The sequence below is a fragment of the Dactylosporangium sp. NPDC051087 genome, assembly GCF_055586325.1.
Genome location: NZ_JBVJIJ010000042.1, coordinates 36,840 through 61,828, shown reverse-complemented (window position 1 = coordinate 61,828; position 24,989 = coordinate 36,840). Strand labels below are relative to the sequence as shown.

Genomic DNA, 24,989 nt, shown 5'->3' with positions numbered 1-24,989 from the left:
ACGCTACGACCGGGTCACCAAGACCGTAATAGCGGCTTGCGTGAATGAATTCCTTGCGATGGACATGCGACGCGGATAGTCTTCTTACATGACTATACAACTGAGATCGCCGAGCTACTTCGTGCTCGCCGCGCTGATGGACGGGGCGCTGCACGGCTACGTCATCATCAAGCGGGTGGAGGCGCTCTCGGACGGGTCGGTGCGGCTCGCCGCCGGGTCGCTCTATGCGGTGCTGGACCGGCTCGCCGAGGCGGGCCTGGTCGAGGTGGTCAGCGAGGAGATCGTCAACGGCCGGGCCCGGCGCTACTACGCGCTGACCGGCGACGGCGGCGAGGCACTGCAGGAGGAGGCCGCCCGGCTCGCCGCCGCCGCGAAGGTCGTCACCAACGCGACAGCCCGCCGCCGCGCCATCAACACCACGGTGAGCACCGCATGAGCCCCGCCGACGACCGCGACGAGCGCGGCACGACCCCAGGACCGCACCACGACCGCAGGAGCGAGGCGGGCGACGGCGGCGAGCGCGGCACGCCCCCGGCAAAGCACCACGACCGCACGAGCGAGGCGGACAACGGCGGCGAGCGCGGCACGAGCGCCCTCGTCCGCAGGTACGAGATGCTGCTGCACGCCTATCCCAGGCGCTGGCGGGCCGAGCGCGGCGACGAGATGATCGGCACCCTGCTCGACGCCGCCGCACCAGGACAGCGCAGGCCCAGCGCCCGCGAGGCGGCGAGCATCGTGACGCAGGGCCTGAAGGAGCGGCTCGGCCTGCGCCGGCGGCGCACGACCCGCGCGGTGTGGACCGAAGGGCTGCGCATCGGCGCGCTGGTCCTGCTGGCGCAGGCGTTCACCGGGATCCTCGTCCGCGTCGTCGAGGACTCGGTCGACTTCAAGGACACCCACTTCCTGCAGGACGTGGCCGCGAGCCCGTATCTCATCGCCCACTACGCGGCGGCGGCGCTGCTCGGGGTCACGGCCATGGTGGCGCTGATCATGGGGCGCACCGTGGTGGCGGCCGTCGCGGCGGGCCTGTGGATGCTCGCGCCGGCGATGTTCGGCCAGCTGCCGTGGCAGATCGTCACGGCCTTCGCGATCCTCGCCGGGCTGAGCCTCGCCGACAGGACCGCCGGGCGGCAGCGCACGCCGACCGCCGGGCGGCAGCGCACGTCGGCGGTCTGGCTGGGCGTCATCCCCGTGATCGCGGTCCTGTGGCTCGGGCACCACCTGCTGACGGGGACGTACATCAGCCCCGCCGACGTCGTCGTGTATCCGCTCGCGCTGCTGATCGCGGTCACCGCCGGGCTGTTCGTCGACCCGCGGCTGCCGGTCGCCGCCGCGTGCCTCACCGTGGCGATCATGCTGGACGCCACGCTGCACATCCCCGCGGTGGTCGGCGGCCACGCGATCGGCGGCGTCGGGATGGTGCAGCCGCGGCCGCAGACGGCGGTGCTGGCCGCCATCGCCGTGGTGCTGCTCACGATCGCGCAGCTGCGGGCCACGCGGCCGGCGCGGATCTGACCCGGGCCGCCGGAGCCGGCACCGGATCGATCCATCGGGTCCTATGCTTGCCCGATGAGCGCGGAGCACCACCTGGCGAGGGCCCGGGAGCTGACCGAGCGGAGCGTCTTCGGCGACGACCACGACGCGCTGCTCGGCGCCGACCGTGAGCTCGACGCGGTCGAGGCCGGCCTGGCCCTCGCCCGGGGCCGGGTGGTGCACGCCAGGTTCCTGCGCGACCGGGTCGAGGACCCCGCGGAGCTGCCGCTGTTCTCCCGGGCCGCCCAGCTGTTCCAGCAGCTCGGCGACGCCCGCGGCGAGGGTGAGGCGCTGTTCTGGATCGGGTGCTTCCACCAGGTGGTCCGCCAGGACGACGACGCGGCGGCGCCCGCGCTGCAACGGGCGAGGGCCCTGGCGAAGGCCGCGGGCGACCCGCTCACGTTGTCGTACGTGCTGCGTCACCTCGGCATCTGCGCGCACCACGCGGGGCGGATCGACGAGGCGCGGGACCTGCTGGCCGAGTCGACGGGGCTCCGGGAGGAGCTCGGCCATCATGCGGGCGTCGCCGCGAACCTGGTCGGTCTCGCCCACGTCGCCGCCGCAGCGGGCCGGCGCGACGAGGTACCGGCGCTGCTGGAGCGGGCCGAGCGGCTCGCGGAGGAGCACGGCGCCGCGGCCGTCGCACGCCAGGTCGGTGAGGCACGCCGGACGCTCGACTACGATCGCGCCTCATGAGCATGATCACGCAGTACGCGCGGCTGCGCGCCGGCGACCTGGCCGAGCTGCGCGACCTGCTGCGGACCGACCACTTCGCGGCCAACGACCAGATCACCGACCGGCCCAACATCGACATCGACAAGGCGTGGGGCGGCCTGGAGTTCCTGCTCGCGCAGGTCGACGCGCCCGTCGACGTGATCAGCGGCGGCCTGCCGATCACCGACGAGCAGTGGGGCTACGACTCGCCGCGGGTGCTGACCCCGGACGAGGTCGCGACCGCCGCCGCCTTCCTCGACGCGACCCCGTTCGGCTCCCTCGCCGCGCACTACGAGCCGGCGGCGCTGATCGCCGACGACGTGTACCCGACGATCTGGCACGACCCGGAGTCCCTGGACTACCTGCGGGCGTCCTACGAGACCCTCGCGGCGTTCTTCCACGCCGCCGCGGCCGAGGGTGACAGCGTCCTCATCTGGATGAGCTGACCCCGGTCCGCGACGGCGTCGCGGACGTCAGGCCCGGGCGCGGGCCCCGCCGAACCACTTCAGCCGCAGCGCCCGCAGCAGCAGGCCGGGACTGGCGAGGGCGTTCGGGTGGTCCAGCATCGTGGTCACCCGGTTCAGCCGGGCGCTGGTGACGTTGTCGGTCATGGACGCCTTGAGGATGACCTCGCTCGCCCACTTGATGACCTTGTAGCCGCGGGGCTGGCCGCTGGTGATGTGCGGCAGCCCGAGGTCGGCGAACGTCGACACCTGCCAGGCGGCGTCGACGACGATCCTGACCCGCTCGAAGTAGCCGCGGGCCGGCTCGGTGGCGACGTCGGGCTCCGTGCGCAGCCACTCGGACAGGCACGAGGCGTGCAGCGTCGCGGACGTCATGCCCTGGCCGTACACGGGGTTGAACGAGGCGACCGCGTCGCCGGCCGCGACGATGCCCGTGGGGAGCCGGTCGAGCTGGTCGAAGTCGCGGCGGCGGCTGTCGGCCTGGTGGTAGGTGATGACGTTGCCGATCATCGTGCCGCGCTCGGCGATGTCGCCGAACATCCGCGGGAAGTACTCCCGGCACCGCTTCGCGAAGTCGTCGACGTCGCGGCTGGGCCGGTCGTCGTCATACCCGGCGACCAGCATGATCCAGCGGTCGCCCTCGACGGAGTTGATGCCGCCGATGCGCGCGACGCGGTCCTTCGCCGGGGTGGTCTGGGAGATCGCGATCCAGCAGTCGCTGACCTCCGGGTCCCGCTGGAACAGGGCGGAGGCGTAGTTGAGCTTGATCGGCATGCGCTGCATCGGCGCCCTCGGCCAGCCGCGCTCCTCCAGCCAGTCGTTGAGCTTGCTGGACCGCCCCATCGCGTCGACGACCAGGTCCGCGGCCAGTTCCACGGCCTCACCGGCGGCGCCCGCCGACGCGTTCGCGGCGGCGGCAGGTGTACCGGCAGCGCCGGCCACCGCGTCGCCGGCTGCGGGTGCGGCACCGGCGGCGCCCGCCGGGACGTACCGGGCCCCGACGACCCCGCCACCGGGACCGTCGGCGAACAGCAGGCCCTCGGCCCGCCCGTACACCATCCGGACCTTCGGGTTCTCCAGGACCCGGCGGCGCACCTGGGCCTCCAGGAACGGCCGGGTCGTGATGAGGATCGGCTTCGCGGGCGGCGGCTCGGTGGTCACCCGCAGCTCGTCGTTGATGAAGATCTTGGCGTCGGTGCGGCCCTCGTCGGGCGCCCCGGCGGCGACGGCGCGCTCGGTGAAGTCGGGCCACCAGCGGTCGAGCTGGACCTGGCCGGCGGGCAGCAGCGCGTGGACCTGGCTGCCCTGCGGCACCCCGGGGCGCGGGCCGCCGTCGACGTCGGTGTCGTCGCGCTCGACGATGATCACCTCGTCGGCGTGGTCGCTCAGGACCCTGGCCGCCATGAGGCCGGCCATGCTGCCGCCGAGCACCACCGCGCGCCGCATCAGGACCTTCGTGTCCGTCGGCGGGTGGGGCGTGTTGATCTCCGCGAAACGCTGCGCTGCTGTCGCTGCCACCGGCTCTCCCCATGTCCGAAACCCATCGAGGATCTTACCCAACAAGCGAAGAAGCTTCTCGATCAACCTCTGAGCTGGGAATTCATCACCGTGAAACACGGGGTGCCGCGGGAGCAGCGCGGCTCGTCGGAAACTTGCGACGTTCGCATCGAAGTATTGCGCTGAGATGCTGCCTCCTGGCAGGATTCCAGCGCAGAAGCCGACATGAGATGCCAGCACCGCCAACCGCGCCGTGACACAGCGTGGGCTGCTCTGTGCCGGTCCGCGGGCCCGCCTGCCCGCTGCCCCGCCAACGCCATGCCCCCGCCCGCCCCGTCGCCAGCGCCCAGTCGTCCCGCCGCACCGCCCGCCGCGCCCGACCGCCATCGGGCCGGCTCAGCAGGCGTGCCCGCGCGGGACCGCAGGACGCCCGACGGGCACACCCGAGGAGTCCACATGGGAGTTTCCCGCCGCTCCGTCATCACCACCGCGCTCGCCGGGACGGCCGCCACCGCCCTGCCCGTCGCGGCGGCCACGACCGCCGCCGAGGCGGCCAGCCCGCCCGGTGACGTCGTCGGCAAGGTCACCGTCGGCTACCAGGGCTGGTTCGCCGCGCCCGGCGACGGCTCGCCGATCAACGCCTGGTGGCACTACAGCCCCAACTGGTCCCAGGCCCCCGCGCCGGGCGCCTGCTCGATCACCTGCTGGCCCGACATGCGCGACTTCTCCCGGGGCTTCCGCACCAACTTCGCCAACCTCGGCAACGGCCAGCCGGCGAACCTGTTCAGCTCCTACGACCAGCAGACCGTCGACACGCACTTCCGCTGGATGCAGCAGAACGGCTGCGACGTCGCCGCGCTGCAGCGCTTCAACCCGTTCGGTGGCGAAGGACCGACCCGCGACGGGATGGCCGCGAAGGTCCGCACCGCCGCCGAGGCGACCGGCCGCAAGTTCTACATCATGTACGACGTCACCTGGTGGCTGAACATGCAGTCGGAGATCAAGACCGACTGGACCACGAAGATGTCGGCGTACACCTCCTCCCCCGCCTACGCGAAGCAGAACGGCAAGCCGGTCGTGTGCATCTGGGGCTTCGGCTTCAACGACGACGGCCGCCCGTTCACCCCGGCGCAGTGCCTCGACGTCATCAACTGGTTCAAGAACCAGGGCTGCTACGTGATCGGCGGCGTCCCGACCCACTGGCGGCTCGGCGAGGGCGACTCCCGCGTCGGCTACCTCGACGTGTACCACGCCTTCCACATGATCTCGCCGTGGATGGTCGGCCGGATCAGCGACAACGCCGGCGCCGACTGGTTCTACCAGAACCGGGTCCTGCCGGACCTCGTCGACCTCAACGCGCGCGGCATCGACTACCAGCCGTGCGTCATCCCGGGCGACCTCGCCGCCGGCCACCGCCGCCACGGCGAGCTGATGTGGCGCCAGTTCTACAACCACACCCGCGCCGGCGTGCCGAGCGTCTACATCTCGATGTTCGACGAGTTCAACGAGGGCAACCAGATCGCGAAGACCGCGGAGAGCGCGGCGTGGCAGCCCACCAACTCCGGGATGCGCGCCCTCGACGAGGACGGCACCCCCTGCTCCGCCGACTACTACCTGCGGCTGACCGCCGACGGCGGCCGGATGCTCAAGGGCCAGATCGCGCTGACCGCGACCCGCTTCACGGTGCCGTTCCCGACCGGCCCGGACCAGACCGCCCCGAGCGTCCCCGGCAACCTGCGGGTCACCGGCAGCACCGACACCACGGTCGCGCTCGCCTGGAACGCCTCCACCGACAACGTCGGCGTCGCCGGCTACCGGGTGTCCCGCACCAGCGGCTCCGGCACGGTGGCGGTCGGCACGACCAGTACCCTCGCCTTCACGGTGACCGGTCTGGCGGCGTCCACGGCGTACACCTTCACGGTCGCCGCCTACGACGCGGCCGGCAACACGTCGGGCGCCTCCAACGCCGTCACCGTCACCACCTCGGCGCCGCCGAACACCAACACCAACCTCGCCCAGGGCAAGCCGACCTCGCAGAGCAGCCAGACCCAGGTGTACGGCAGCGGCAACGCCGTGGACGGCAACACCGGCACCTACTGGGAGAGCGCCAACAACGCGTGGCCGCAGTGGCTGCAGGTCGACCTCGGCGCCGCCACCGCCGCCCGCCGGGTCGTGCTGACCCTGCCGTCGCACTGGGGCACCCGCAACCAGACGCTGTCGGTCACCGACGGCTCGTCCGGCGCGACGATCGTCGCCTCGCGCAGCTACACCTTCGACCAGAACGCCGCCAACACGGTGACGATCACCCTGCCCACCACCACGTCCGTGCGCTACCTGCGGCTGAACTTCACCGCCAACACCGGCTGGCCCGCCGGCCAGATCTCGGAGTTCCGCGTCTACACGGGCTGACCACGAGCACCCTGACCGACGCCGACGGTCAGGGCCGGGCGGGTGACGACCGGACGCCGGTCCTCACCCGCCCGACTTCACGCCCCCGTCGGCCCGCCGCCGTCCGTCCCGGTGCCGAACAGGCTGGGGAGGTTGACGACGATGCCCTCCTGGCTGCTGCGGGCGATGACGACGACGGCCTCCTCGGCGCCGGGGTTCTCCTCGCGGTGCGGGACGAACGGCGGCACGAAGACGTAGTCGCCGGGCTCGGTCTCGATCCGGACCTCCCGGCCGTCCTCGGCGAACACGAAGACCGGGTGGCCGGACACGACGTAGATGGCGGTCTCCGCCTCGCCGTGGTGGTGGTCGCCGGAGTTCGTCGCCGGGGCGACGTGCGTCTGGCCCATCCAGACCTTCTCCGAGCCGACGGTCCTGCCGGACACCGCCTCCAGGCGGGTCATGCCGGTGGTCTGCCGGGTGTCGCCGCTGAGCTGCCTGCCCTTGATGTGCCGCAGCGGCGCGTGCCAGTGATCGGTCATGTGTGCTGCTCCCCTGCCCGCGGTCCTCGACCTGCGTCCATTGTCGCCTGAACCGTTTGGAGTCTTTTAGTCCGTTTTGTCGTTAAGGTCACCAGTGGCCGGGCACGACGCGCGGCCGGACGGGAGCGACGCAAGCATGAACCGCAGGAGTCTGCTGCTGGGCGCGGGCGCGGTCGGCATCACGGCCGCCGTCGGCGGCGCCGCGATCGCGGTGGCCGCGCCGGACGACACCGAGGCGGGCCGGCGCCCGCAGCCGCTGCTCACCTGGGAACTGACCGGCGGGTTCGTGCCCGCCGGCTGGAACGCGCTGCGCGCCCCGCGCCTCGCCGCCTACGACGACGGCACCCTCATCGCCGACGCCACGCACCGGCTGAAGATCGGCCAGGGCACCCTGCGCTCGCTGCGCAACCACGCCACCGCGGTCCTGCGCGACCCGGCCAACGCCCGGCGCCGCGCCGGCGCTCCGATGATCGCGGACGTGCCGTCGACCGTCTTCACCGTGCGCGCCAACGGCCGCCGCTTCCGGGCGCAGTACGAGGGCCTCGAGGAGACCCGCTCGGACCGGGCGTACCCGCAGGCGTCGTACTCGCTGCTGGACCACCTCGCCCAGCTCCGGGACCGCACGCTGGAGCACGGCTCGTCGTTCCGCCCGGACGCGGTCCGGCTCGTCGCGGTCAAGCTCGACCCGTCGCAGGTCCCGGCGACGCAGCCGCCCACCCGGCCCACGGTCGTCCAGCCGTGGCCCGCCGAGGTGCCGCTGCCGCGCCTGGGCCGGGACGAGTTCGTCGCCCAGCTCGACCTGCACGGCCGGCAGGCCCGCGCCCTCCTGCGCGCGGTCCCGCGCCCCGACCCGACCCGCTGGCCGGTCTTCGCCACCCCCGACGGCAACCGCTTCCAGGTCAACCACCGCTTCCTCCTCCCCCACGAGTGACCGCCGAGCGACCCGCCGACCGACCCGCCGACCGACCCGCCGACCGACCGCCGAGGGACCGCCGATCGACTCGCCGAGGGACCCGGAGCGACCCGCTGAGGGTCCGCTGAGGGTCCGCTGAGGGACCGCTGAGGGACCGCCGAGCGACCACCCGTCGTCAGCGCGGGGCCGTGGTGACGATGCCGTGCACGACGGTCGCGACGAGCCGGTCGAGGGTGGCGCCGACGTCCTGCGGGAGCCCGAAGCCGCCGGACGTGTGCAGGACGGCGAATCCGTGCATCGCGGCGCGGGCGATGCGGGTCGCGTGGACGAGGTCGTCGCCGGCCAGGCCGCAGCCGCGCAGCACGGCGTAGTGCACCTCGACGAGCCTGGCCGCGGCGGCGCTGACCGCCGGGTCGGGGTCGGGGGCCTGCGGCAGCAGCGCATAGCGGTGCGGGTGCGCGACGGCGTAGTCGTGGTAGGCGCGCATGAGCGCCTCGAGCGCGGCGGTGCCGCCGAGGCCGAGCACGGCGGCGGTCGTGGCGGCGGTGAACTCGTCGAAGAGCCGCACCGCGAGCAGGTTGCGCAGGTCGGTGAGGCTGCCGACGTGCTTGTACAGCGACGGCGTGGCCACCCCGGTGCGCGCCGCCACCGCGGCGAGGGTCAGCGCCGCCGGGCCCTCGGCGTCCACGAGGGCCAGGGCGGCGCCGGCGACCGCGTCGCGGCTGAGCCCGGCCCTAGGCACGGGCGACGTGCCGGTGCAGGAAGGTGACCACGGCGGCCGCGGTCTCCGCCGGGAACTCCGAGTGCGGGTAGTGACCGGCGCCGTCGATCATCGAGACGGTGCCGCCGATCCGGGACGCGACGAGGGAGGCCTCGGCGGCGGGGTCCGGGAAGTCGGGGTCGCGGGTGCCCATGACGACGAGGGCGGGCGTGCGGACCTCGCCCATGCGGGCCTCGCAGTCCGCCACGTCGGCGGCGAACATCGAACGCAGCGCCGCCATCCGGCCCGGTTCGGCGAGGTTCGCGGACAGCGCGGCCCGCTCCTCGGCGTGGTTCGCGGGCTTGCGCGTCTTGTACAGGCTCGCCCAGTACATCATCCACAGTGGACGGAAGCGGCCGACCGCCCGGATCGCCAGGCGCATGAACGCGTTCGGCGCGGGCATGACGCGGGCGAACGGGGCGCAGAGCACGATCGCGCTGAACAGCTCGGGCGCCGAGGCGGCGGCCCAGACGGCGGTCGCGCCGGTGTAGGAGTTGGTGAGCAGCACCGCCGGGCCGGCGTCGAGGTGCCGCACGAGCGCGACCGCGTCCCGGCCGATCGCCGAGGGGCTGTAGTCGCCCCAGACGGCGTCGGTCTCCCCCGCGCCGCGCAGGTCCATGGTGACGACCCGGTAGCCGGCGTCGACCAGCAGCGGCCTGATCAGGTCGTACGTCTGGCGGGTCACGCCCATCCCGGGCAGGCACAGCAGCAGGGGTCCGGCGGTGCCGCTGTCGTCGTACGCGATGCGGCCGCCCTCGTGGCTAAGTTCCATAGCCATAAAGCTAATGCCATTAGCCAACGTGCGCAAGCCCGCGGCGTCAGACGATCCCCGCCGCCCTGCACGCGTCCGCGTAGGCGCCGGCGCACAGCGCGGTCGGCGTGACGAAGCCGTCCTTCACCACGGTCGACGCGATCGTGTCCTTCGTGACGGTCACCGGGTCGAGCAGGATCGACGGGATCCGCCCGGCGCCGTTGTCGACCGTCGCCGGCGCGGCCGGCCGCCTGCCGCGCACCAGGTCGTCGGCGAGGACGGCCGCCGTCTCCGCCTCGGTGCGGATCGCCTTGTAGACCGTCATGTACTGGTCGCCGACGAGGATCCGCTGCAGCGCCGCGGTCTCCGCGTCCTGCCCGGTGACCGGCACCTGCGGCAGGCCCGCCGCCTTCATCGCGGCGATCGCGCCCCCGGCGGTGCCGTCGTTCGCGGCGTACACGCCGACGATCGTGCGTCCGCGCAGCGTCGGCAGGATCCGCGCGGTCCACGCCTTCGCGTTGTCCGGGTTCCACTCCGCGGTGTCGGACTCGGCCGCGACCCGGACCTTGCCGTCCAGGCCCGCGTGCGCGCCCTGCTTGAACAGGGTGGCGTTGTTGTCGGTGGGCGAGCCGTTGATCCACAGGATCTCGCCGGCGGCGGCCTTGCCGCCGAGGGCCTGCAGCAGCGCCGTGGCCTGCAACGAGCCGACCTTCGCGTTGTCGAAGGAGATGTAGTAGTCGACCGGCGTCTTGAGCACGAGGCGGTCGTAGGAGATGACCGGCACGCCCTTGCCGCGGGCGAGCTCGGCGATCTCACCGGCGGCGACGCTGTCGACCGGGGTGAGGACCAGCACCTTCGCGCCCTGCGCCAGCGCGTTCCGCGCCTGCTCCGACTGCTTCGCGGCGTCCTGTTCGGCGTTGCGGTAGTCGACCTCGCACCGGGGGCACAGCTCAGCGAGCTTCTGCGCGAAGTACGGCTGGTCGCCGGCCTCGTAGCGGCTGGCCTTGCGCTCCGGCAGCAGCAGCGCCACCCGGGCGGACGGCCCGGCGTCGCCGGTCTCCAGCGCCTGCGTGCAGCCGGCGAGCAGCGACAACGCCACGAGAAGCAGTAGGCGCACGACACACCTCAATACGTGAAGCGGGACACGAGGCCGCGCATGTCGGAGGCCATCCGGGCCAGCTGGTCGACGGCCTCGCCGGTGCTGGTGACGCCGTCGGTGGTGGACCTGGTGGCGTCGGCGACGCCGGCGATGTTGGTGGCGATGTCCACGGACCCGCCGGCGGCCTCGTCGACGCTGTGGCCCATCGTCCGGGCGGTGACCGCCTGCTCCTCGACGGCGGCCGCGATCGAGTGCTGATACTCGCTCATCTGCGCGATGACCTCGCCGATCTGCCCGATCGCGCCGACCGCGTCCTCGGTGTCGAGCTGGATCGCCTGGACGCGCCGGCCGATGTCGTCGGTGGCGCGGGCCGTCTCCCGGGCCAGGTCCTTGACCTCCTGGGCGACGACGGCGAAGCCCTTGCCGAAGTCGCCGGCCCGCGCGGCCTCGATGGTGGCGTTGAGCGCGAGGAGGTTCGTCTGCCCGGCGATCGAGGTGATGACCTTGATGACCTCGCCGATCTCGGCGGAGGACGAGCCGAGCTTGCCGATGGTCTCGTTGGTGGCAGCGGCGATCGACACGGCGGTGGCGGTGACGGTGGCGGCGTGCGCGGTGCTGCGGGAGATCTCCTCGATCGCGCCGCCCATCTCCATCGCGCCGTTGGCGACGGCGGCGACGTGCTCGCTGACCTCGCCGGCGGCGCGGGCGACGAGCTCCGCGCGGGAGTTGGCGGCGGACGCGCTGGTGTCGATCTGCCGGCTGATCGCGGCGAGCTCCTCCGCGGCCGCCGACAGGGTCGCGGAGTTGTCGCCGAGGCTGCGCACGGCCTCGCGGGTGCTGGCGGTCGCCGCGTTCAGGGCGCGGGCCATGTCGCCGACCTCGTCGCGCTGCCGGATGTCGGCGCCGACGGTCAGGTCACCGTCGGCGACGGCGGTCAGCACGCCGTGGACCCGCCGGATCGGGCGGACGATGAGCCCGGTCAGGTACCGGCTGAGCAGCAGTGCCGCGGCGAGCCCGGCGAGCAGCGCGACGATCATCGCGATCCTGGCCCGCCCGTAGGCGTCCGACGCGGCGCCGGCGGCGGACCGGCCGCTGGCCTGTTCGTAGGCGAGCAGGTCGGTGAGCGCCCGCACGGCGTTGCCGGTGACGGTGGCGCCGTCGCCGAGGTACGCGGCCTGGAAGCCGGCGATGTCACCGGCGGCGACGAGCGGCAGCAGCCGGTGCTCGCGGATGTTGCGGAACGCGCCCCACCAGATCTCGAAGCGGGCCAGGAGCTGCCGTTGCCCGGTGGTCGTGACCGTGGCGCGGTACGCCGCGAGCTCGGCGTCGACGGTGGCGTCGGCGGCGGCGATGCCGTCCTGGAACGCCTTGCTGGCGACCGGCCCGTTGGACAGGGCGAAGTTGGCGACACCGTTCTGGACCGTCATCGCCGCCTGGTGCATCGCGGCGAGGTGCGAGGACGGGACGAGGTTGCCGTTGTAGAGGTCGGCGGCCTTCGCGTTGACCCGGCCGAGGCTGGTGACCCCGACGCCGAGGACCACGGCCCCGACGGCGCAGCAGACCAGCACCAGCACCAGCAGTTTCCGGGCGACGGGCTGGTCGGCCAGCCACTGCCGGCGCGGCCGCCGCGTCTCTGCGCGCTCCACGGTCCCGCCGATCGGCGGGAGGACGTCCGATCTGAGCGATTTACGTCACAGCGCCCGGCGCAGCCATTCCTCGACGCCGGCCACGTGGATCGTCGCCCAGGAGCGGGCGAGGTCGGGCTGGCGGGCGGTGATCGCGTCGACGATCGCCTGGTGCTGCTCGCGGGTGCGCTCGGCGGCGCCCTCCTGGGTGAGGCCGCGCCAGATCCGCGCCCGGGTCGTCGGCCCGGACAGCCCGTCGATGAGGGAGCACAGCACGGCGTTGCCGGAGCCCGCCGCGATCTGCCGGTGGAACTCGAGGTCGTTGGCGACGAGCGCCTCGATCGTGGGGTCGTCGCCGAGCTCGTCGAGGACGGCCTGGAGCTTCGCGATGTCCGCGGGCGTCATCCGCTCGGTCGCCAGGGCCGTCGCGGACGGCTCGAGGATGCGGCGGACCTCGAGGAACTGCAGGACGGTGTCGTCGCGGTGGAAGTCGACGACGAAGCTCAGCGCGTCCAGGAGCAGGTCCGGGGCGAGGCTGGTGACGTAGGTGCCGTCGCCCTGGCGGACGTCGAGGACCCGGATCATGGACAGCGCCTTGACCGCCTCGCGGAGCGAGTTGCGGGACAGGCCGAGCCGTTCGGCGAGATCCGCCTCCTTCGGCAGCCGGTCGCCGGGGCCGAGCTCACCGGAGGTGATCATGCCCTTGATCTTGTCGATTGCCTCGTCGGTCAGTGCCATGGGTGCCTCATGTATTCATCGGGGGCTACTCTACGCCGGTCCCGGCGGTGTCCAGTTGGTAGACGGCCGCCGCGGTGCCGCCGAGGACGGCCGCGCGCTCCGTGTCCTGCAGCAGTTCGACGACGGTGTCCAGGACCCGCCGGTACGACGCGGCGAGCAGGCAGACGGGCCAGTCCGAGCCGAACATGAGCCGATCGGGACCGAACAGGTCGAGCGCCGCCCGCACGTAGGGTCGCAGGTCCGACCCGGTCCAGGAGGCCCAGTCGGCCTCGGTGACCAATCCGGACAGCTTCGCCGTCACGTTCGGGCAGCGCGCGAGGAGCTCGAGGTCGTCGCGCCACGGCCGCAGCCCGCCCGAGCGCACCGGGGGTTTGCCCAGGTGGTCGAGGACGAACCGGACCTCCGGCAGGTCGGCGGCGAGCCGGGCGCACTCGCGGAGCTGGTCGGGCCGGACCACCAGGTCGAAGGCGAGCCCGGCGGCGCCGATCGCCCGCAGCCCGGCCCGGACCTCCGCGGCGTCGAGGTATCCGGCGGGCTCGGCCTGGACCTGCGCCCGGAGCCCGACGAGATACCCGGCGCCCGGCAGGCCCCGGTAGTGCTCCAGGGGCGGGTCCGCCGGGTCGGCCCACGCGACCACCCCGGCGATCTGCGGCGTGTCCAGGGCATGCCGCAGCAGTACCGGAGCCTCCGAGACGGCGCAGCGACCGCCTTCGACGAGGACGGTGCGCGCGACGCCCGCCGCGGCGAGCTCGGGGCGCAGGTCCGCGGGGGCGAACGTGCGGCGGATCGGCGCGAGGGCGGGGTCGTCGAGCCAGGTGTACCCACCGCCGACGTCCCACAGATGGTGATGAGCGTCCACGATCCCGGCGTGCACGGTCACAGCAGCCCGGCCTCCCGCAGCGCCGGCCACAGCGACTCCGGCGGCGGCGTCGCGGCGAGCTCGGCGTTGCGGCGGATCTGCTCCGGGGAGTCCGCGCCGACGACGACGGCGGTCACGGCCGGGTCGGCGGCGGCGAACGCGAGCGCCGCCGCCGGCAGGGTCGTGCCGTGCCGGTCGCAGACGGCCGCGATCTCGCGGGCCCTCGCGACCAGGGCGGCGGGCGCCGCGCCGTACTCGTACGGCAGGTCGGCGCGCGGGTCGGGCAGCGCCAGCAGGCCGCTGTTGAACACGCCGGCGTTGAGCACGCCGACGCCCGCCGCCGCGCACGCCGGCAGCAGCGTCTCGCGGGCCGGCTGCTCCAGCAGCGTGTAGCGGCCGGCGACCATGACGACGTCGGGGCTGCACTCGGTGACGAGGCGGGTCAGGACGGCGGCGTCCTTCGACCCGGCGCCGATCGCGCCGACGACGCCTTCGTCGCGCAGCTCCGCGAGGGCGGGGAAGCCGGTGCGCAGCGCCACCTCGGGGTGCTGCTCGGGGTCGTGCAGCAGTGCCACGTCGACCCGGTCGAGCCCGAGCCGGGCGAGGCTCGCCTCCAGGGACCGGCGGATGCCGTCGCGGCTGAAGTCCCACACCCGCCGGTGGGTGGCGGGGACGACGAAGCCCTCGGTGTCCATGCCGCCGGCGTAGGACGGGTCGCCGACGAGGAGCCTGCCGACCTTGGTGCTGACGGTGTACCGCTCGCGCGGCCGCCCCCGCAGCGCTTCGCCCAGCCGCCGCTCGGACAGCCCGAGACCGTAGTGCGGCGCGGTGTCGAAGGCGCGGACCCCGGCGTCCCAGGCGGCGTCGACGGTCGCGCGGGCCCGGTCGTCGCCGATCTCGTGATAGAGGTTGCCCAGCTGCGCGCAGCCCAGCCCGAGCCTCATCTCGGCGGCCTGACCCGCAGCCCGTGCATGCCGCCGTCGACGGACAGCACGGTGCCGGTGGTCGCGCCGGCGAGGGGGCTGGCGAGATAGGCGATGGCGTGCGCGACCTCCTCGGCGCTGACCAGGCGGCCGGTCGGCTGCCGGGCCTTGAGCGCGGCGAGCTCCGCGTCGGGGTCGGCGGCCTGGGCGAGGAGCCGGCGCACCCACGGCGTGTCGGCGGTGCCGGGGTTGACGCAGCAGACCCGGATGCCCTCGCGGACGTGGTCGGCGGCCATCGCGGCGGTCAGCGCCTGGACGGCGCCCTTGCTGGCGCTGTACAGCGCGCGGTCGGGCAGCCCGGCGTGCGCGGCGATGGAGCAGGTGTTGACGATCGCGGGGTGCGCGGAGCGGCGCAGGTGCGGCAGCGCGGCGCGGCTGACGCGCACGAGCCCGACCACGTTGACGTCGAGGACCCGGTGCCACTCCTCGTCGCTGTTGGTCTCGACGGTGCCGATGGCACCGATGCCGGCGTTGTTGACCAGGATGTCGATCCCGCCGAGGCGCTCGGCGGCGGCCGCGACGCCGGCCCGCACGGTCGCGTCGTCGGCCACGTCGGCGGCGATCCCGATCAGCGGCTCGGGCAGCCCGTCGGGGCGCAGGTCGAGACACGCGACCTTGGCGCCGCGCCCGGCCAGGTGCAGGGCAGTGGCCAGCCCGATCCCGGAGGCGCCGCCGGTGACGACGGCGGCGAGCCCGTCAAATTCTCCTCGCACAAGACCCCCAGATACATCGGAGGTTTGATGTCTACCAGTCCGCAGGCACGAAACACAAGCGTCCGAGGTCCACGATTCATCCGATGACAGCGCTCCCGGGCATGCCTAGACGGCGAGCGTGGGCGCGTCGAGGACGGCGGCGTCCGGGACGGGCCGGTGGGTCAGCACCGGCGGGACGTGGACGGACACGTCGACGGCGGCGGCGAGGATCAGCGCCAGGGCGATCGCCGTCGGCCGGCACTCGGGGACCTTCGACAGGCTGGCGGCGCACAGCTCGGCGATCTCCGGCGGCAACCCGGCGATCGGCGGCAGGTCGGACGGCGGGGTGAAGCGGTGGGCGTGCAGGACCTGCTCGTCGGTGTCCACCGGCCACGGGATGCGGCCGGTCAGGCACTGGTAGAGCAGCACCCCGATGGCGTACACGTCGGTGGCGGGGCTCGCCGGGGCGCCTTCGAGCCGTTCCGGGGCGAGGTAGGCGGGGGTGCCGAACAGGATCCGTTCCGACGGGTGGCCGATGCGGGCGGCGACGCCGAAGTCGAGGATCTTCGCGCCGGTGGCGGTGAGCACGACGTTGGCCGGTTTCACGTCGCGGTGGACGATGCCGTGGCCGTGCGCGGCGGCGAGCCCGGCGCCGACCTCCGCGCAGATCCGCCCGGCGACCTGCCAGTCCAGCGGCCCGTCGCGCATCGCCTCGACGAGCAGCGGGCCCTCGACGAGCTCCATGACCAGGTACGCGGTGCCCCGGCCGCCGCGGCGGGACGTGCCGAAGTCGTAGACGGCCACCACGTTGGGGTGGGCGAAGCGGGCGCCGGAGCGGGCCTCGTTGCGGGCGCGGAGGAACGCCTCGGGGTCGGCGGCGTGCTCGGGGGTGAGGAGCTTGACCGCGACGTCCCGGTCCAGGACGTCGTCGTGCGCACGCCAGACACTCGCCATGCCGCCCTGGCCCAGTTTCGGGCCGAGGCGGTACCTCCCACTCAGACACCGCATACCTGTCCCTTTCCCGGATCACCGGCGAACCACACGGCAACCCGGCGGGCAACCCGGACGCAACCCCCCGCGGGTGGACTCGAATGGGATCACCGACAGGAGGCGCGCGTGCACACAACGAGATGGGTGCTGCTCACCGCCGGAACGGCCGGGATCGCGGCCTCGTCGATGACCGAGGGCCGGCTCCACCACGTGATCTGGCTGCTGACCGCGATCGTCTGCGCGTCGCCGCTGCTCGCGCGGGTGTGGCGGGACCGCGGGCGGGTCGCGGCGGCGTGGCGGCTGATCGCGCTCGGGTTCGCGGTGCGGCTCGCCGCCGACGTCGTGTGGATCGCCGAGGACCTGCGGCACGCCGGGGCGGTCCCGTTCCCGTCCTGGAACGACGCCGGCTACCTGCTCTCGTACGGGCTGCTGCTCGCCGGCCTGGTCCGGGCCGCCGGCGGACGGACCCGCACGGCCCTGCTGGACGCGTCGATCATCGCCGCCGGGCTGGCGCTCATCCACTGGCTGATGCTGGTGCACCCCTACCTGCACCACGCCGACCCGGCCCGGTCCGGCGGCGCGACGGCCCTGGCCCTGCTGTACCCGGTGTGCGACCTGGTGCTGTTCGCGGCCGGCGTGCGGGTGCTGTTCGCCGACGCCATGCGCAACCCGGCGAACCGGCTCGTCCTGCTCGGCGTGGGGCTGCTGCTGGCCGGCAACTTCATCTTCTTCGCCCACGCGGCGACCGGCGCCACCCGGTCCGTCGCCCTGCTGGACAACGCGCTGTGGCTGCTGTCGTACCTGGCGCTCGGGCTCGCCGGGCTGCAGCGGACCCGGCCCGGGGACGCCGGGGAGCAGCGGCACGCGGACAGCGAGGTGGCGTCCCGCCCGCGGGTCGTCATGTTCGCCGGCGCCGTCCTCGTCGGGCCGCTGGCGTTCGTCGTGCAGCGGGGTACCAGCGACAACGACCACCTCTTCGTGCCGGCGCTGGTCTCGGCCACCCTGTCGCTGCTGCTCGTGCTGCGCCTCGGCGGCCTGGCCCGGGTCGCGCAGCGCCGCTCCGACGAGCTCGACCTGCACGCCGGTGAGCTCGAACGCCGCGGCCGGGAGCTCACCGACGCCCTGGCCGAGCGGGAGGCCCTGGAGCACCAGCTGCGGCACGGCGCGCTGCACGACCCGACGACCGGCCTGGCCAACCGGGCGCTGCTCACCCAGCGCATGGAGTGGGCGCTGACCCGGGCCGAGCAGGGCCGGCACGCGCTGATCCTGCTCGACCTGGACCGCTTCACCGACGTCAACGACGCGCACGGGCACGGCTTCGGCAACGACGTCCTCGTCGCGCTCACCGCCCGGCTGCGGGACCTGGCCGCGCCCGCCGACACCCTCGCCCGGCTCGGCGGGGACGAGTTCGCGCTGTTCGTGGAGGACGTCGACGACCTGCGGGCCGCGCACCTCGCCGAGCACCTGCGCACCGAGCTGAAGGCGCCCCTCACGGTTGCCCTGACGTCGCCGGCGGAGGGCGGCACGCGGACGGTGCACCTGACGGCGAGCCTCGGCCTGGTGCACCTGACGGCCAAGGCGGCACCCCGCGACGCCGTCGCCGACGCCGAGCTGGCGCTGCGGGCGGCGAAGCGGTCCGGCCGGGACCGGGTCAGCGTCTACCGGCCGGAGCTGCGCACGGCCCGCGAGACGTTCACCCGCGTCAGCGCCGGGCTGCGGCACGCCGTGGAACGCGGCGAGCTGGCGGTGCACTACCAGCCCGTCGTGGAGCTGCCGTCGGCGCGGATCGTCGCCGTCGAGGCGCTGCTGCGCTGGACGCCGCCGACCGGGCCGGTGCCGCCGCTGGACTTCATCCCCGTCGCCGAGGAGACCGGCATGATCGTGCCGATCGGCGCGTGGGTGCTGGAGCAGGCGTGCCGCGACGCGAAGACCTGGCACGACCGGCACGGCACGTCGCTGACGGTGAACGTGTCGGTGCGGCAGCTCGCCGAGCCGGGCTTCGCCGACCAGGTGCTGCGCACCCTGGCCCGGACCGGGCTGCCCGCGTCCGCCCTCGTCCTGGAGATCACCGAGTCGGTGTTCGTCGGGGTCGCCGACGACGCGGCGCCGCTGCTCGCCGCGCTCGACGGGCTGCGTGAGCACGGGATCCGGGTCGCGATCGACGACTTCGGCACCGGGTACTCGTCGCTGTCGTACCTGACCCAGCTGCCCGTCGACATCCTGAAGATCGACCGGTCGTTCGTGCCGGTGGACGCCGACGTCACCGGCGACGACCACGCGTTCACCCGGGCGGTGCTGCAGCTCGGGACGAGCCGGCAGCTGCCCGCGATCGCCGAGGGCATCGAGACGCCGGAGCAGGCGCGGCTGCTGCACGACCTCGGCTGCCGGCTCGCGCAGGGGTACCACTTCGCCAAGCCCGGCCCGGTCGCGCAGGTCGACGCCGCGTTCCTGCACCTCAACCCCGTGCTGACCCCGTGATCGGGCGGCTGCGGCGGGACACGGCGCTCATCGCGCTGGTCGCCGCCTCCACGGTCGTCGTCGGCCTCCTGCTCACCGGCGCCGGCGGGGTGCGGCTGTTCTGGTCCGTGCTGCCGCTCAACGACCTGCTCATCTGGGTCTTCGCGCGGCGGGTCGCGGCCATGCCGGAGCTGGCGCAGGACGCGCGCCGGTTCTGGCGGCGGGCCGCGCAGTCCGCCGTGTTCTTCGTCGTCGGCGACCTCAGCCAGGTCGCGGTCGCGTGGCAGCACCCCGGGCCGGCGGCGGCCGTGCCGAACCCGTTCCAGGCGGTCGCGGTCCTCGCCGGGGCGTGCTGGCTGATCTGGGTCATGCTGTCCCACCCGGCGCCGCTGACGAGCGTGCGGTTCTGGCTGGACGCCGGGTCCGTGCTGATCGGCGCAGGGGTGCTCATCTGGCTGCTGCTCCTGCCGCACTCCGGCGGGTCACCGCCGGCGATGCTGCTCGGCGCGGTCATCGTCGCGTTCGCCGCGTTCGCCGCCGTGAAGCTCGTGCTCAGCGGCAACGCGCCGCTGTCGGTGACCGCGGCCGCGCCGATGATCGCGGCCGCCGCCATCCAGGGCGTCACCGGCTCGCTCGTCACCGCCGACGGCCGGCACCTGCAGCTGCTGCTCGCCGCGCAGATCCTGCCGGCGACGCTGCTCGCGATCGGGCCGCGGCTGCAGGAGCACTCGGTGCGGCTCGACCCGCACCGGACCGCGCACCGCGCCCGGCGGCCCCACAGCCTGCTGCCGTACACCACCCTCGTCGGGCTCTTCGCCGCGCTGCCGATCGTCGTGCACGACGGGCTCGGCCCCGGCGTGTGGCTGCTGCTCGGCGGGCTCGCCGCGACGACCGCGCTCGTCGTGGCCCGGCAGCTGCTCGCGTTCCGGGAGAACGCGGCGCTGCTCGCCGAGCTCGGCGCGCAGCAGGAACGGGTCCGGTCGCTGCTGGCCCACTCCACCGACATCACCTCGATCGTCGACGCGGCCGGCGCGCTGACCTACGTGACCCCGGCGACGGAGCGGCTGCTGGGCAAGTCACCGGCCGCGGTGCTCGGCACGACCGTCGTCTCGCACGTGCACCCCGAGGACCTGCCGGCGTTCGCGGCGGCGATGGACACGCTGCGGGCCACCCCCAACGCGTCGGTGAGCTATCAGGTCCGCTACGCGCACGCCGACGGCTCCTGGCGGTGGCTGGACGTCGTCAGCCGCAACCTGCTGCACCTGCCGAGCGTCGGCGGCTACGTCAGCAACGCCCGCGACGCGACCCAGGCCCGGCTGCTGCAGGACGAGCTGCGGCACCAGGCGACCCACGACGGCCTGACGGGGCTGGCGAACCGGGCGCTGTTCGACGCGCGGCTGGCCGCGGCGGCCCGGCACCGGTCCGGCCACACCGCCGGTGCCGCGGTCGCGGCGGTGCTCCTCGTCGACCTCGACGACTTCAAGATGATCAACGACACCCACGGGCACCACGCCGGTGACGCGGTGCTCGTGGGGGTCGCGGAGCGGCTCGCCGCCAGCGTGCCCGCCGCGGGGACGGCGGCCCGCATCGGCGGCGACGAGTTCGCGGTGCTGCTGCCGGGATCCGACGCGGCGACCGCCGGCGCCGTCGCCCGCGCGTTCCTGGACCTGCTGGACATGCCGGTCCTCGTCGACGGTCACGCGCTGCGGGTGCGGGCGAGCGTCGGCGTCGTCGACGGGGACCCGAAGGCCGCCGAGACGCTGCTACGGCGCGCCGACGCCCGCATGTACGCGGTGAAACGCGAGCGTCAGATGTCCTCGTCGAGCTGAGTCGCGCGGCGCGGCTCGCGGACCAGCTGACCGGTGGAGTCGACGGCACCGTCGTCGATGCGCCCGCCGCGCTGCTCGTGCACGGCGCGGCTCTGCGCCTGCTCATACTCGCGCCGCGCGGCCGCCCGGGCCCGGCCCTCCGGGCTGTCGGGGTCCACCCCGGTCGGGTCCTGTGCGTTCATCGGATCACTCCCAACGGTTGGCGTGAGGAGGGTCACCTTACCCATACCCCTCGCGGCTAATCCAGCGGTACTTCGCCACAGCGCTACGTTTGGACGGTTGCCCGCGACACTCGTCCGACGAGGAGAAGCATCCGCATGTCAGAGCAGATCAGCGCGCACGCCGGGGCGGCCGGCACCATCGACGTCGGCGGTGACCTGACCGTCAACCGGCTCGGCTTCGGCGCCATGCGCATCACCGGCGAGGGCATCTGGGGCGACCCGCCCAGCCGCGCCGACGCCGTCGCCGTCCTGCGCCGCGCCGTCGAGCTCGGCGTCACGTTCATCGACACCGCCGACTCCTACGGGCCCGACGTCAGCGAGGAGCTGATCGCCGAGGCGCTGCATCCCTACTCCGACGACCTCGTCATCGCCACCAAGGGCGGCCTGGAGCGGCCCGGCCCCGGCGTGTGGACGTCCAACGGCGACCCGGCGCACCTGCGTCGCGCCCTGGACGGCAGCCTGCGCAGGCTCCGGTTGGAGCAGATCCCGCTGTACCAGTTCCACCGCCCCGACCCGGACGTGCCCCTGGAGGAGTCGATCGGCGCGCTCGTGGAGCTCAAGGACGCCGGCAAGATCCGCCACATCGGCCTGTCCAACGTCACCGAGGAGCAGCTGCGGGCCGCCCAGCGGCTCACGCCGGTCGTGTCGATCCAGAACCGGTACAACGTCGGCGACCGCGGCTCGGAGTCCATCGTCGACCTGTGCGAGCAGGAGAGCATCGTCTTCCTGCCGTGGGCGCCGATCCAGAACCTCGACGGGGTGGTCGCCGTCGAGGAGATCGCCGCGCGCTACGGCATCGGCACCCGGCAGCTGGTGCTCGCGTGGCTGCTCGCCCGGTCGCCGGCGATGCTGCCGATCCCGGGCACCGGGTCCGTCGACCACCTGGAGTCCAACGTGGCCGCGGCGACGATCGCGCTGACCCCTGCCGAGGTCGCCACGATCACCGCCGCGACGGCCGCCGCCTGACCGGTCCGCCTAGCCGGCCAGGTCGTCCGCCCGGTCGGCGGGCACGACCACGTACTGGCGCAGCGAAAGGTCACGGAAGGTCACCGGACCCCGCGGGCCCGGCACCCGGTCGATGTTGATGCCGGTCTCCGGCAGGGCGAGGAGCTTGAAACCGTCGAGGAGCCGGGTCGTCGCGTTCCAGAACGCGCCGGTCCCGGCGTAGGCGGCGAGGAACTCCCGCGCGGCGGCGGCGGACTCGGTGACGATCCCGGCGGCCAGCCCGGACGTCTCGTCGTTGGCGACCCGGGCCGCCTCCTGGACACCCGAGACCGGGGCGATCGTCACCGTCGCCTCGCCGGCCGAGTCGAGGGCCCACTCGTAGCCGAGGGCGTGGCTGTGCGGCGGCAGCGACGCGGTGATCGACGGGGTGCGGGCGGCGAGCGCGGCGACGATCCCGGGGACGGTCGCGTCCCAGCTCGCGGCGTGCACGAGCAGCAGGTTGAGCCGGTTGCACACGCCGAGCCGGTCGAGACCGGCGTCGATCAGCGCGGCGGCCTTCGCCGGGTCGGCGGCCTCGTCGAGGTAGAGGACGCCGCCGCCGTCGGCGTGGGCGAGGGTCCGCACGCCGTGCAGGGCGGCGCGCTCGGCGAGGCTGCGGGTGCTGTCGCCGCTGCCGCGCAGGATGACGAGCGGGATGAGCCCCGCCTGCGAGACGAGCGCCTCCGCGGACTCGCGGCCCTTCGCCCGCACCAGCTGCACGGCGGCGGGGTCGAGGCCGGCCTCGGCGAGCGCGGGCGCGACGACGCCGTCCATGAGCGCGACCGCGGAGGCCAGGGCGGCGGAGCCGGTGCGCAGCACGCCCGCGTTCTGCGACTTGACCAGCTGGGAGGCGACGTCGACGGTGACGTTGGGCCGGGCCTCGTAGTTGGCGCCGATCACCCCGACGGGCCGGCGCCACTCCTGCAGCACCAGGCCGCCGCCGAGGGACCGGATCGTGCGCCGGGCCGGCTCGGCCCCGACCCCGGCGAGGATGTCCAGCTGCTCGGCCATCGCCGCGAGGCGGGTCTCGTCGAGCTTCAGCCGGTCGAGCAGCCCGCCGCTCATCCCGTCGGCGGCGGCCCGCTCCTGGTCCTCACGGTTCGCGGCGAGGATCTCGTCGCGGGCGGTGACCAGGCGGCGGGCCATGCCGCGCAGCGCGTCGTCGATCGTCTCGGCCGGCGCGGCCGCCAGGGAGGGCGCGGCGGCCCGCGCCGCGCGCGCGGCCTCGGAAACGGATGCGGACACAGCGGCACTCCCAGGATGAGAAACGGCGGAACCCGGATTCTAGAAGGTCACCGTTTCCGGGCCTGGAGGGTGTACGTCTGCGGCAGCCGCCACGGACGGTCGGTGAGCCGGTGCTCGCCGTGCCCGTCCTCGGTGGTGCGGCCGGGCAGCGCGTCCCAGGGGGCGCTGTCGTGCTCCTGGAGCATGGTGAGGTCCAGGCCGGCCTCCATGACGGCGGTGACGATCTCGCCGAGGCCGTGGTTCCACTGGTGGGTGGTCGTGTTCTGGAAGACGGTGTCCGTCTGCACGTACGTGCCGTCCTCGTCCCAGACGAGCGGTTCGACCCGTTCGAAGTACGCCTGGTCGATCGCGAGCACACCGTCCGGGCGGGTCTCGTCGACGGCCCACAGCATCGGGTGCCCCTCCCGCAGGAACAGCCGGCCGCCGGGCTTCAGCAGCGCGGCGACGACGCCTGCCCAGCGGCGGACGTCCGGCAGCCAGCACAGCGCGCCGATGCCGGTGTACACGAGGTCGAAGGTGCCCTCCGCCAGGACCCGCGGCGCGTCGTACACGTCGGCCTCGACGTAGCCGATGTCCGCGCCGGTCTCGGCGGCGAGCGAGCGGGCCTCGGCCAGGGACGCGCCGGAGAAGTCGAGCCCGGTGACGTCGGCGCCGAGGCGGTGCAGGGACAGCGTGTCGGTGCCGATGTGGCACTGCAGGTGCACGGCCCGCAGCCCGCGGACGTCGCCGAGGCGCGGCAGGTCGAAGCGGACGACCTTGCTGAGGTGGGCGGGGTCGTCGACGAACCGCTGCCGGAAGTAGCCGGGCGACGCGGCGTGCGCGGGGGCGCGCTCGTCCCATTGGGCGCGGTTGAGGCGCAGGTACTCGGTCACACGGTCGAACCTGCCATGCCGGGCGGCGCCCCGACAGCGGATTTCCCCTCCGCCGCGAACGCGCCCGCAGGCGTACCGTCTGCGCCGTGAAGAACCGTTTGCTGGAGCTGTTGTTCGTCCGCGCCACCGTCGAGGACGTCACCGCGACCGGGCGTTTCCGGCGGATCGTGCTGCGCGCCGAGCCGCTGCGGACCGCCGGGTGGCAGCCCGGCCAGCAGGTCCGCGTCGACGTCGGCCCGGCGACCGCGCTCGCGCCGCTGCTGCGCACCTACTCGGTCTGGGACCGGCACGACGACGCGGTCGAGCTGCAGGGCCTGCTGCACGGCGACGGCCCCGGCGCCCGCTGGCTCGCCGCCGCCGCGCCCGGCGCCGAGGTGCTGCTCAGCCGGCCGAAGGGCGACTTCGTGCTGCGACCGGCGCCGTGGCACCTGTTCGCCGGGGAGGAGACCGCGTCGGTCGCGTTCGGCGCGATGCTGCGGGCACTGCCGGCGGGCAGCACCGGCCGGGCGGTCGTGGAGTGCGGCGACGACGCCGACCGGCTGCCGCTGCCCGGCGCCGTCGACTGGACCGGCCGCGGCGGCCTCCTCGCCGCCGTCGAGGCGCTGGACCTGCCCGCCGGGCCCGGCATGGCGTACATCGCCGGCGAGGCCCGCGACGTGCAGGCGGTCAAGCGGCACCTGGTCCAGGAGCGCGGCTGGCCCCGCCGGTCGGTGCTGACGAAGCCGTTCTGGACGCCGGGGAAGAAGGGGATGGAATAGATCATCCCGTGGGCTCACCCGGAGCGCTGGTACCGATATGAGCCGTGCCACGTTTCGCGCGGATCCGGTCCGCCGCGC

Annotated in this window: 24 protein-coding genes; 10 read left to right on the top strand and 14 right to left on the bottom strand. The window is 74.0% G+C overall.

Translation table 11 applies throughout. The features are described 5' to 3' along the window. The first annotated feature begins 88 nt into the window (after positions 1 to 88). The 4 genes from ACZ6TV_RS49115 to ACZ6TV_RS49100 are packed head-to-tail and all read left to right on the top strand — an operon-like array spanning position 89 to position 2,693. On the top strand, positions 89 to 436 hold the full coding sequence (locus tag ACZ6TV_RS49115; RefSeq protein WP_465307502.1) for a PadR family transcriptional regulator: 348 nt from the start codon (positions 89 to 91) through the stop codon (positions 434 to 436). Then, entirely contained in the window at positions 433 to 1,515 is a 1,083-nt protein-coding gene (locus ACZ6TV_RS49110; protein ID WP_465307500.1) for a hypothetical protein, read from the top strand. Before ACZ6TV_RS49115 ends, ACZ6TV_RS49110 begins: the two co-directional genes overlap by 4 nt. Before the next feature lie 54 nt (positions 1,516 to 1,569). Further along, positions 1,570 to 2,229: a tetratricopeptide repeat protein gene (locus ACZ6TV_RS49105; RefSeq protein WP_465307498.1), complete on the top strand. Its 660-nt coding sequence runs from the start codon at positions 1,570 to 1,572 to the stop codon at positions 2,227 to 2,229. After that, positions 2,226 to 2,693, top strand: a complete 468-nt coding sequence (locus tag ACZ6TV_RS49100; RefSeq protein ID WP_465307496.1) for a DUF1877 family protein — start codon at positions 2,226 to 2,228, stop codon at positions 2,691 to 2,693. Before ACZ6TV_RS49105 ends, ACZ6TV_RS49100 begins: the two co-directional genes overlap by 4 nt. A 27-nt stretch (positions 2,694 to 2,720) precedes the next feature. Here ACZ6TV_RS49100 and ACZ6TV_RS49095 read toward each other — a convergent pair whose 3' ends face one another. Continuing rightward, positions 2,721 to 4,229, bottom strand: a complete 1,509-nt coding sequence (locus ACZ6TV_RS49095; protein WP_465307494.1) for an FAD-dependent oxidoreductase — start codon at positions 4,227 to 4,229, stop codon at positions 2,721 to 2,723. Between the two features lie 435 nt (positions 4,230 to 4,664). Between ACZ6TV_RS49095 and ACZ6TV_RS49090 the strand changes: the two genes are divergently transcribed. Beyond that, complete coding sequence (locus ACZ6TV_RS49090) at positions 4,665 to 6,617, top strand: galactose-binding domain-containing protein (RefSeq protein ID WP_465307492.1); 1,953 nt, start codon at positions 4,665 to 4,667, stop codon at positions 6,615 to 6,617. Positions 6,618 to 6,694: 77 nt separating this feature from the next. Here the strand turns inward: ACZ6TV_RS49090 and ACZ6TV_RS49085 are convergent, their stop codons facing one another. Then, positions 6,695 to 7,135: a cupin domain-containing protein gene (locus ACZ6TV_RS49085; RefSeq protein ID WP_465307490.1), complete on the bottom strand. Its 441-nt coding sequence runs from the start codon at positions 7,133 to 7,135 to the stop codon at positions 6,695 to 6,697. Positions 7,136 to 7,271: 136 nt separating this feature from the next. Here ACZ6TV_RS49085 and ACZ6TV_RS49080 point away from each other — a divergent pair, with 136 nt between their 5' ends. Further along, complete coding sequence (locus tag ACZ6TV_RS49080; RefSeq protein WP_465307488.1) at positions 7,272 to 8,066, top strand: hypothetical protein; 795 nt, start codon at positions 7,272 to 7,274, stop codon at positions 8,064 to 8,066. A 157-nt stretch (positions 8,067 to 8,223) separates the two neighbouring features. On the opposite strand, the gene ACZ6TV_RS49075 is transcribed toward ACZ6TV_RS49080, so the two are convergent. The 9 genes from ACZ6TV_RS49075 to ACZ6TV_RS49035 form a co-directional block, all read right to left on the bottom strand. Beyond that, positions 8,224 to 8,790: a TetR-like C-terminal domain-containing protein gene (locus ACZ6TV_RS49075; protein WP_465307486.1), complete on the bottom strand. Its 567-nt coding sequence runs from the start codon at positions 8,788 to 8,790 to the stop codon at positions 8,224 to 8,226. Beyond that, positions 8,783 to 9,580 (bottom strand): alpha/beta fold hydrolase, encoded by a 798-nt coding sequence (locus ACZ6TV_RS49070; RefSeq protein WP_465307484.1) that lies wholly within the window; start codon positions 9,578 to 9,580, stop codon positions 8,783 to 8,785. The genes ACZ6TV_RS49075 and ACZ6TV_RS49070 overlap by 8 nt, the downstream gene beginning before the upstream one ends. Before the next feature lie 46 nt (positions 9,581 to 9,626). After that, positions 9,627 to 10,676, bottom strand: a complete 1,050-nt coding sequence (locus tag ACZ6TV_RS49065) for a sugar ABC transporter substrate-binding protein (protein ID WP_465307482.1) — start codon at positions 10,674 to 10,676, stop codon at positions 9,627 to 9,629. Between the two features lie 8 nt (positions 10,677 to 10,684). Further along, entirely contained in the window at positions 10,685 to 12,304 is a 1,620-nt protein-coding gene (locus tag ACZ6TV_RS49060; RefSeq protein ID WP_465307480.1) for a methyl-accepting chemotaxis protein, read from the bottom strand. A 45-nt stretch (positions 12,305 to 12,349) separates the two neighbouring features. Then, the gene (locus ACZ6TV_RS49055) at positions 12,350 to 13,021 is read right to left on the bottom strand and encodes a FadR/GntR family transcriptional regulator (protein WP_465307478.1); all 672 of its coding nucleotides are present in this window, start codon (positions 13,019 to 13,021) and stop codon (positions 12,350 to 12,352) included. 25 nt (positions 13,022 to 13,046) lie between these two features. Beyond that, entirely contained in the window at positions 13,047 to 13,880 is an 834-nt protein-coding gene (locus ACZ6TV_RS49050) for an amidohydrolase family protein (RefSeq protein WP_465307476.1), read from the bottom strand. Between the two features lie 17 nt (positions 13,881 to 13,897). After that, complete coding sequence (locus tag ACZ6TV_RS49045) at positions 13,898 to 14,824, bottom strand: aldo/keto reductase (RefSeq protein ID WP_465307474.1); 927 nt, start codon at positions 14,822 to 14,824, stop codon at positions 13,898 to 13,900. Beyond that, entirely contained in the window at positions 14,821 to 15,576 is a 756-nt protein-coding gene (locus ACZ6TV_RS49040; RefSeq protein ID WP_465307472.1) for an SDR family NAD(P)-dependent oxidoreductase, read from the bottom strand. Before ACZ6TV_RS49040 ends, ACZ6TV_RS49045 begins: the two co-directional genes overlap by 4 nt. A gap of 105 nt (positions 15,577 to 15,681) precedes the next feature. Continuing rightward, positions 15,682 to 16,563: a serine/threonine-protein kinase gene (locus tag ACZ6TV_RS49035; RefSeq protein WP_465307470.1), complete on the bottom strand. Its 882-nt coding sequence runs from the start codon at positions 16,561 to 16,563 to the stop codon at positions 15,682 to 15,684. 108 nt (positions 16,564 to 16,671) lie between these two features. On the opposite strand from ACZ6TV_RS49035, the gene ACZ6TV_RS49030 reads away from it, so the two are divergent. Together ACZ6TV_RS49030 and ACZ6TV_RS49025 are read left to right on the top strand one after the other, a co-directional pair. After that, entirely contained in the window at positions 16,672 to 19,023 is a 2,352-nt protein-coding gene (locus ACZ6TV_RS49030; RefSeq protein WP_465307468.1) for a putative bifunctional diguanylate cyclase/phosphodiesterase, read from the top strand. Beyond that, positions 19,020 to 20,831, top strand: coding sequence for a diguanylate cyclase domain-containing protein (locus ACZ6TV_RS49025; RefSeq protein ID WP_465307466.1), 1,812 nt, complete (start codon positions 19,020 to 19,022; stop codon positions 20,829 to 20,831). The genes ACZ6TV_RS49030 and ACZ6TV_RS49025 overlap by 4 nt, the downstream gene beginning before the upstream one ends. Here the strand turns inward: ACZ6TV_RS49025 and ACZ6TV_RS49020 are convergent. Continuing rightward, the gene (locus ACZ6TV_RS49020) at positions 20,810 to 21,013 is read right to left on the bottom strand and encodes a hypothetical protein (protein ID WP_465307464.1); all 204 of its coding nucleotides are present in this window, start codon (positions 21,011 to 21,013) and stop codon (positions 20,810 to 20,812) included. The two genes, ACZ6TV_RS49025 and ACZ6TV_RS49020, sit on opposite strands and share 22 nt — an antisense overlap. 135 nt (positions 21,014 to 21,148) lie before the next feature. On the opposite strand from ACZ6TV_RS49020, the gene ACZ6TV_RS49015 reads away from it, so the two are divergent. Next, positions 21,149 to 22,018 (top strand): aldo/keto reductase, encoded by an 870-nt coding sequence (locus tag ACZ6TV_RS49015; protein ID WP_465307462.1) that lies wholly within the window; start codon positions 21,149 to 21,151, stop codon positions 22,016 to 22,018. Between the two features lie 9 nt (positions 22,019 to 22,027). Here the strand turns inward: ACZ6TV_RS49015 and ACZ6TV_RS49010 are convergent, their stop codons facing one another. Next, positions 22,028 to 23,281, bottom strand: coding sequence for an aldehyde dehydrogenase family protein (locus tag ACZ6TV_RS49010; RefSeq protein WP_465307460.1), 1,254 nt, complete (start codon positions 23,279 to 23,281; stop codon positions 22,028 to 22,030). A gap of 47 nt (positions 23,282 to 23,328) precedes the next feature. After that, entirely contained in the window at positions 23,329 to 24,153 is an 825-nt protein-coding gene (locus ACZ6TV_RS49005) for a class I SAM-dependent methyltransferase (RefSeq protein WP_465307458.1), read from the bottom strand. An 86-nt stretch (positions 24,154 to 24,239) separates the two neighbouring features. Between ACZ6TV_RS49005 and ACZ6TV_RS49000 the strand changes: the two genes are divergently transcribed. Next, entirely contained in the window at positions 24,240 to 24,911 is a 672-nt protein-coding gene (locus ACZ6TV_RS49000; protein ID WP_465307456.1) for a siderophore-interacting protein, read from the top strand. The last annotated feature ends 78 nt before the right edge of the window (positions 24,912 to 24,989 follow it).